Origin of the sequence: Streptomyces sp. NPDC002490 (assembly GCF_040296045.1) — a bacterium.
GTDB lineage: Bacteria > Actinomycetota > Actinomycetes > Streptomycetales > Streptomycetaceae > Streptomyces.
This window is the reverse complement of record NZ_JBEOWM010000014.1, coordinates 146,749-154,142: the sequence shown is the minus strand read 5'-3', so window position 1 is coordinate 154,142 and position 7,394 is coordinate 146,749. Positions and strand designations below refer to the sequence as shown.

Genomic DNA, 7,394 nt, shown 5'->3' with positions numbered 1-7,394 from the left:
CCAGCTTCGCGTGCTTTTTGTCGTGTTCCTCCGCGTGGGGGGGGGCGGGGGCGGGCGGCCCCCCGGGGGGGGGGCCCCCCGCGGGGGGGGGGGGGGCGCGCGCCCCGCCGACGAGCCCGGCTCACTCCGCCGCGGGGGCGTGCTCCGCGGCCTTCGGATCGACCTCGCGCCAGAACCCGGCACGGATCGCGTAGCGGTCGTGCTCGTCGATCTGGTCGTCCTTGTGCGCGAGCAGGCCGAAGCGGGCGGCGTAGCGGAGCAGTTCGCCGTCGATGCGGTGGGGAACGCGGGGGTAGAGGGCGGAGAGCCGGGTGAGGTCCGTGGCGTGCGGCAGTCGGTCGAGCCAGCGGCGGGCGAAGACCTGTCCGACCTCGTAGGGGTCGCCGCCGACGGTGGTGATGTCCTCCTCCCGGTCGGCCCAGCGCTGTTCGGCGCTGGTGAGCTGGGCGAGGGTGGGCAGCACGGCGATCTCGGGGGGTTCGGCGGGGCCGGGCCGGTCCACCCAGCCCTTGTCGGAGGACCAGCGCAGGGTGGCGGCGGGCTGGGGCGGCGGCGCGGACGGGGTCGGGGGTGCGGGGTGCGGGGTCGGGGGGCGCAGGGCGGCGAGGTCCTTGGGGGTGGGCACCGGTCGGGCGCGCTCCGGGTGGTCACCGGCTCCGTCGGACCCGTTGCCGCCGCCCGTCGGGGCGGTGCCGTTCCGGTGGCGGGTCGCGGGACCGGCCGCCCGGTGCTCGGCCCCCTCCGTCCGGGCGGGTTCCGGGTCGGCGCGGGCGGCGGGCGGGGCGAGTTCGGAGGGCGGGGCGGAGAGGATCGCGGCGATCTCGGGCCGGGGCACCGGCGGCGCGGCGTGCGTCCCGGCGGCGTCCCGGGCGCGGACGGCCCGGGTGATCCAGGCCCGGTCGAGGACGCGGCGCTCGTCGGCCTCGGCGACCAGGTCCTCGGACTGGTTGTAGTCGCCGCCGGCGGCCTGCACGGCCCACAGGTGGACCGCGACGCCGTGTTCCTTGGCGGCCATCATGCCGGGCAGGAGGTCGCCGTCGCCGGTGACCAGGACGATGTCCGAGCAGGCCCGGTTGCGGGCCAGTTCGGTCAGTTCCGCGTGCATGGCGGCGTCGACGCCCTTCTGCGCCCAGCGTCCGTCGCTGCGGGTCAGTGCGCCGAGGCGGACCGTGACCCGGGACATCACGCGCAGTCGGCGGTGGTCGGGTTGGGGGACGCGGTCGGGGGCGCCGTCGAACCAGTAGATGCGCAGCAGCGCGCGCCGGGTGTCCTGTTCGGCGCGTTCGCGCAACCCCTGGATCAGTGCGGCGTGGTCGACCGCGATGCGGGACCTCGACGGTTCTCCGGCGAGGAGGCTGGCAGCGGCTCCCAGCAGGTACCCGGCGTCGACCAGGACGACACAGCGTTCCACGCGACCCACCTCTTTCCTGATCTGTCCCTGCTTCGTGCGACGGGAAGGTCCCGGAGGCGTCCCACCGGGGGCCGCGGGCCTCGGTGGGCCCCGCGTCGGGTGTTCTCGGGCTCGGTTCGAGTCTGCCCGACCTACGGGGCCTTAACGGTGTGAACTGGATCTTCGGCGCGGCGGATTCACCCCGGGCACCCTTCCGCCACCCGTGACAGAGGGTGAATCTCCGACATGCACGACTTGTCGGACCGTGTGAACCTGGTTCCGGCTCTGGCCCCCAGATCCCCCTACAGGAGGCAGATCACCATGGCCAAGAACAAGAACCGCAAGCACGGCGGTGCCCCCCAGCGCTCCTCCGCCGCCGAGCAGAGCAGCCAGGACGCTCAGCGGTCCTCCCTGGAGTCCCAGACCCAGCAGCGGCAGTCCCAGGTCACCCCCGGGGACGTGGCCCGCAAGGGGCGTCAGAAGCGCTTCGGCCACAACTGACCCGTCGTGGCACCGCCGTCCCCGGGGCGGCACCCGACGAGACGAGGGGCGCGCCCGTGCGGGCGCGCCCCTCGCGTTCGCTTCGAGCGCCCCGGCGTGCCCCGGGCGCTCCGGCTCAGCCGGCCAGGCAGGACGGGCCGAGCAGCACCTTCAGGTCGCCGAAGAGCGCGGGATCGGGCTGCACCCGGTGCCGGTCCAGCCGCAGCACGGTGGTCTTGCGGGGGCCCTCCAGCTTGATCCGCACCTCGCTGTTGCCCTTGTGGTGGCTGAGGATCTCCCCGAGGCGGCTGACCATCGGCGGGTTGACCCTGGTCACCGGGATGGTGATCACCACGGGGGCGTTGGCGCCCGCGTTCGACAGGTCGGGAACCATCAGTTCCATCGCGACCAGCCGGGGCACGTCCTCCCGCTTGTCGAGCCGTCCCTTGACGAACACCACCGCGTCCTCGACCAGTTGGGTGGAGACCAGCTGGTACGTGGCGGGGAAGAACATGCACTCGATGGAGCCGGCCAGGTCCTCGACGGTGGCGATGGCCCAGGCGTTGCCCTGCTTGGTCATCTTGCGCTGGAGGCCGGAGATGATGCCGCCGATGGTGACCACGGCGCCGTCGCCGTGCTCGCCGCCGGTGAGCTGCGAGATGGAGGCGTCCGCCTTGTCCGACAGGACGTGCTCGATGCCGAACAGCGGGTGGTCGGAGACGTACAGGCCGAGCATCTCGCGCTCCTGGGCCAGCAGGTACGTCTTCTCCCACTCGTCCGGGGAGAACTCCACGTCGAGGCCGAAGCCCGGTTCCTCGGCGCCCTCGTCGCCCATCCCGCCGAACAGGTCGAACTGGCCCTCGGCCTCCTTGCGCTTGACCTGCACCACGTTGTCGATCATGGGTTCGTACTGGGCGGTGAGGCCCTTGCGGGTGTGCCCCATGGTGTCGAAGGCCCCGGCCTTGATCAGGGACTCCGTGGTCCGCTTGTTGCAGACCACCGCCTCGACCTTGTCCAGGTAGTCGGGGAACGAGGCGTACTTCCCCTTGGCCTTCCGGCTGCGGATGATCGAGTCCACCACGTTGGTGCCGACGTTGCGCACCGCGGAGAGCCCGAAGAGGATCACGTCGTCGCCCTGGGCCGCGAAGTTCGCCATCGACTCGTTGACGTTGGGCGGCAGCACCTTGATGCCCATCCGGCGGCACTCGTTGAGGTAGACCGCCGACTTGTCCTTGTCGTCCTTGACCGAGGTGAGCAGCCCCGCCATGTACTCGGCCGGGTAGTTGGCCTTCAGGTACGCCGTCCAGTACGAGACCAGCCCGTAGGCCGCCGAGTGGGCCTTGTTGAACGCGTAGCCGGCGAACGGCACCAGCACGTCCCACAGCGACTGGATGGCCTCGTCGCTGTAGTCGTTCTTGCGGGCGCCGGCCTGGAAGATGGTGAAGTTCTTCTCCAGTTCCTCCGGCTTCTTCTTGCCCATCACGCGGCGGAGGATGTCGGCCTCGCCGAGCGAGTAGCCGGCGACGATCTGGGCGGCCTTCTGCACCTGCTCCTGGTACACGATCAGGCCGTAGGTGACGTCCAGGACCTCCTTCAGGGGCTCTTCGAGCTCCTTGTGGATGGGCGTGATCTCCTGCTGGCCGTTCTTGCGCAGGGCGTAGTTGGTGTGCGAGTTCATGCCCATCGGGCCCGGCCGGTACAGGGCGGACACGGCGGAGATGTCTTCGAAGTTGTCGGGCTTCATCAGTCGCAGCAGCGAGCGCATGGGCCCGCCGTCGAACTGGAAGACGCCGAGGGTGTCCCCGCGCTGGAGGAGTTCGAAGGTCTTCGGGTCGTCCAGCGGCAGCCCGAGGAGGTCGATGTCGACGTCCTTGTTGGACTTCACCATCTTGACGGCGTCGTCCATGATCGTCAGGTTGCGCAGGCCGAGGAAGTCCATCTTCAGCAGGCCGAGCGACTCGCAGCTCGGGTAGTCCCACTGGGTGATGGTGACCTGGTCGGTGTGGCGCACCCAGACGGGCACGTGGTCGGTGATCCGCTCGCTGGACATGATCACGCCGGCGGCGTGCACGCCCATCTGCCGCACCAGGCCCTCCACGCCGCGCGCGGTGTCGATGACCTTCTTGACGTCCGGCTCGTTCTCGTACATCCCGCGCACCTCGCCCGCCTCCGAGTAGCGCGGGTGCTTCGGGTCGGTGATGCCGGAGAGCGGGATGCCCTTGCCGAGGACGTCGGCGGGCATCGCCTTGGTGATCCGGTCGCCCATGGCGTAGGGGTAGCCCAGGACGCGGGCCGAGTCCTTGATCGCGTTCTTGGCCTTGATGGTGCCGTACGTACCGATCATGGCGACCTTGTCGGCGCCGTACTTCTCGGTCACGTAGCGGATCACCTCGACGCGCCGACGCTCGTCGAAGTCGATGTCGACGTCGGGCATCGAGATGCGCTCGGGGTTGAGGAAGCGCTCGAAGATCAGGCCGTGCGGGATCGGGTCGAGGTCGGTGATGCCGAGCGCGTAGGCCACGATCGAACCGGCCGCGGAGCCGCGCCCCGGGCCCACCGCGATGCCCTGGTTCTTGGCCCACATGATGAAGTCGGCGACCACGAGGAAGTAACCCGGGAAGCCCATCGAGATGATGGTGTCCATCTCGTACTCGACCTGCTTGGTCCGGTCCTCCGGGATGCCCCCGGGGAAGCGGCGGCGCATCCCCGCCATGGTCTCCTCGCGGAACCAGGAGACCTCGGTGTAGCCCTCCGGGATGTCGAACTTCGGCATCAGGTCGCGCTTGGAGAACATGCCCTCGGTGTCGACCTGCTCCGCGACCAGCAGGGTGTTGCGGCACCCGGCCTGCCAGGCGTCCGAGGAGTCGATGGCGTACATCTCGTCGGTGGACTTCAGGTAGTAGCCGGTGCCGTCGAACCTGAACCGGTCCGGGTCCGAGAGGTTCTTGCCGGTCTGGATGCACAGCAGCGCGTCGTGCGCCACCGACTCCGAGGCGTAGGTGTAGTGCGAGTCGTTGGTGACGATCGGGGGGATGCCGAGCTTCTTGCCGATCTCCAGCAGCCCGTCCCGCACCCGGCGCTCGATCTCGATGCCGTGGTCCATCAGCTCCAGGAAGTACCGGTCCTTGCCGAAGATGTCCTGGTAGTCGGCGGCGGCCTTCAGCGCCTCGTCGAACTGGCCGAGCCGCAGTCGGGTCTGGAGTTCGCCCGAGGGGCAGCCGGTGGACGCGATCAGCCCCTCCGACCACTGCGCGATGGTCTCCTTGTCCATCCGCGGCCACTTCTGGAGCCAGCCCTCGGCGTACGCGTCCGAGGAGAGCCGGAAGAGGTTGTGCAGGCCCGTCGCGTCGGCCGCCCAGATCGTCTTGTGGGTGTAACCGCCCGAGCCGGAGACGTCGTCCCGCTTCTGGTGCGGCTGCCCCCACTGGATCTTGCGCTTGTTGCGCCGGGACTCCGGGGCCACGTACGCCTCGATCCCGATGATCGGGGTGATGCCCGACTTCGTCGCCTGGTGGAAGAAGTCGTACGCCCCGTGCAGGTTCCCGTGGTCCGTCATGGCGATGTGCGTCATGCCCATCTCGCCGCAGGCGTTGAACATGTCCTTCAACCGCGCGGCACCGTCCAGCAGCGAGTACTGGGTGTGGACGTGCAGGTGCGTGAACGGCGGTTTCGACACGGGGCGGCCTCCAGCGGAAGGATCGGCGACGGTCCGGGGGACATCCGGGGGGACAGGCCGGAAGTCTACGTCTCCGAGGTGGCCCGACCCCCTCGACCACGGAGGTCCACGCGCGCCCGCCGGGCCCCGGACGTCCACAGGAACCCTTTAGTGCTCCCTTACCCCCGGCCGTGGGACACTCCTGGACGATGGACATACCCGGTACCCCGCTCAGAGCGCTGCGCGCGGCACTGTTCACGGCCCTGACCGTGACGCTGTCGACCGCGTCGCACGTGCTGCTGTCCGGGGTGCCCCTGCCGCTGTCCACCACCCTGGGCGTCACGCTCGTCGTCTTCGTGCTGGCCTACGCCCTCGCCGGACGGCAGGAACGCGGCTTCGGCCCCATCGCGGCCCTGCTGGTGCCGCTGGAGCTGACCGCGGACACCGTCTTCACCGTGGGACAGCACACCTGCTACGGCCCCGCCGGCGGCCCGGTCACCGGGCCGCTGCGCTCGGTGGGCCTCAGCGTGTTCTGCGGGGGCACCGAGGTCGGCACGCCCCTGACCGCGGTCGCGCTCGGCGACCGCAGCCACCCGGCGGGCCTCCTCGCCGAGAGCGGTCCCGCCACCTCCTGGCTCCTGCTCGGCGCCCACCTGGGTGTCGGGCTGCTGGCCTCCCTGTGGCTGTGGCGCGGCGAACGGGCCCTGGGACGGCTGCTGCGCACGGTGGCCGTCGGCGCCTTCCGCCCGCTGCTGCTGGCCGCCCGGGCGTGCACCGCACGGGGCGACTCCGCGGGCCCGTCGGCCGCCGCCGTCCCGAGCACCCCGGTGATCGTCCGGCCGCGGCTGTGGACGCACTCGGTGGGCCGCCGGGGACCGCCCTGCTCGCCCGTCCTCGGCTGACCCGTCCGCTCCCGTAGCCGACCGGTCCCCGGGCACGACCGACCCGCCGGGCGATCCGGCACCCCCACTTCCCATCCCGCACTCCGCCGCGCGCGGACTGCGTCATCACACGGAGACTCCCCCATGAGCAAGCGGAACAGCCAGGCGGCGAAGACGGCGGCACGCGAGCGGCTGCGCGTCGAGCGCGAGAAGCAGGCGAAGAAGGAGAAGGCCAAGCGGAAGCTGATCGTGGCCGTGTCGGTGGTCGGCGCGCTCGCGGTCGCCGCCGGCGCCGGTTTCCTGATCATGGAGTCCAACAAGCCCGAGTACTGGGAGCAGGCGGCCAAGGACAAGCTGGTCAAGCCGGCGAACACCAGCGGTGAGAACGGCACCACCGTGGTCATCGGCAAGGACTCCGCGAAGAAGACCCTGAAGCTCTACGAGGACCCGCGCTGCCCCGCCTGCGCCAGCTTCGAGCAGTCCGTCGGCCCGACCATCAAGAAGGACCTCGCGGACGGCAAGTACAAGGTCCAGTTCATAGGCGCCGCCTTCCTGGACAAGAGCCTCCTCGGCGAGGGCTCCCGCAACGCGCTGAGCGCGCTGGGCGCCGCCCTGAACGTCAGCCCGGGCGCGTTCATGGACTTCAAGGAGCAGCTGTACTCCGCGAAGTACCACCCCAAGGAGTCGAAGGACGACTTCAAGAAGGACTCCTACCTGATCGAGGCGGCCGACCAGGTCAAGGAGCTGAAGGGCAACGAGGAGTTCCGCAAGGCGGTCGAGGACGGCACCTACGACCGTTGGGCCCTGGAACTCGCGGAGACCTTCAACACCACCAAGGACGACGTCAAGGGCACCCCGACCGTCTACCTGGACGACAAGAAGATCACGGCCCAGGGCTCGGACAGCGCGCCCGGCACCCCCGAGGAGTTCAACAGGGCGGTGGACGCGGCCCTGAAGGGCTGACGCCTCCTCCTCTGACGGGCGCCGC

At 70.4% G+C, this 7,394-nt stretch carries 5 protein-coding genes; 3 read left to right on the top strand and 2 right to left on the bottom strand.

Annotated elements, in window-relative coordinates; genetic code table 11:
* Window positions 1-121: 121 nt before the first annotated feature.
* Window positions 122-1,420, bottom strand: coding sequence for an NYN domain-containing protein (locus ABT092_RS11940; protein WP_351242571.1), 1,299 nt, complete (start codon window positions 1,418-1,420; stop codon window positions 122-124).
* 291 nt (window positions 1,421-1,711) lie between these two features.
* Between ABT092_RS11940 and ABT092_RS11935 the strand changes: the two genes are divergently transcribed.
* The gene (locus ABT092_RS11935; RefSeq protein ID WP_351242569.1) at window positions 1,712-1,891 is read left to right on the top strand and encodes a hypothetical protein; all 180 of its coding nucleotides are present in this window, start codon (window positions 1,712-1,714) and stop codon (window positions 1,889-1,891) included.
* 115 nt (window positions 1,892-2,006) lie between these two features.
* Here ABT092_RS11935 and dnaE read toward each other — a convergent pair whose 3' ends face one another.
* Window positions 2,007-5,546, bottom strand: a complete 3,540-nt coding sequence (gene dnaE / locus ABT092_RS11930) for a DNA polymerase III subunit alpha (RefSeq protein ID WP_351242567.1) — start codon at window positions 5,544-5,546, stop codon at window positions 2,007-2,009.
* 188 nt (window positions 5,547-5,734) lie between these two features.
* Here dnaE and ABT092_RS11925 point away from each other — a divergent pair, with 188 nt between their 5' ends.
* Both ABT092_RS11925 and ABT092_RS11920 read left to right on the top strand, forming a co-directional pair.
* Window positions 5,735-6,427 carry a hypothetical protein gene (locus ABT092_RS11925; protein ID WP_351242565.1) on the top strand — a complete coding sequence of 231 codons (693 nt, stop codon included), beginning with the start codon at window positions 5,735-5,737 and terminating at the stop codon, window positions 6,425-6,427.
* A gap of 123 nt (window positions 6,428-6,550) precedes the next feature.
* A complete protein-coding gene (locus ABT092_RS11920) occupies window positions 6,551-7,369 on the top strand; it encodes a thioredoxin domain-containing protein (protein WP_351242563.1) in 819 nt (272 codons plus the stop codon).
* Window positions 7,370-7,394 lie beyond the last annotated feature (25 nt).

Excerpts from the sequence above, each read along its gene's own strand:
- ABT092_RS11935 (WP_351242569.1), top strand. The coding sequence starts at position 1,712 with ATGGCCAAGAACAAGAACCGCAAGCACGGCGGTGCCCCCCAGCGCTCC.
- ABT092_RS11925 (WP_351242565.1), top strand. The coding sequence starts at position 5,735 with ATGGACATACCCGGTACCCCGCTCAGAGCGCTGCGCGCGGCACTGTTC.
- ABT092_RS11920 (WP_351242563.1), top strand. The coding sequence starts at position 6,551 with ATGAGCAAGCGGAACAGCCAGGCGGCGAAGACGGCGGCACGCGAGCGG.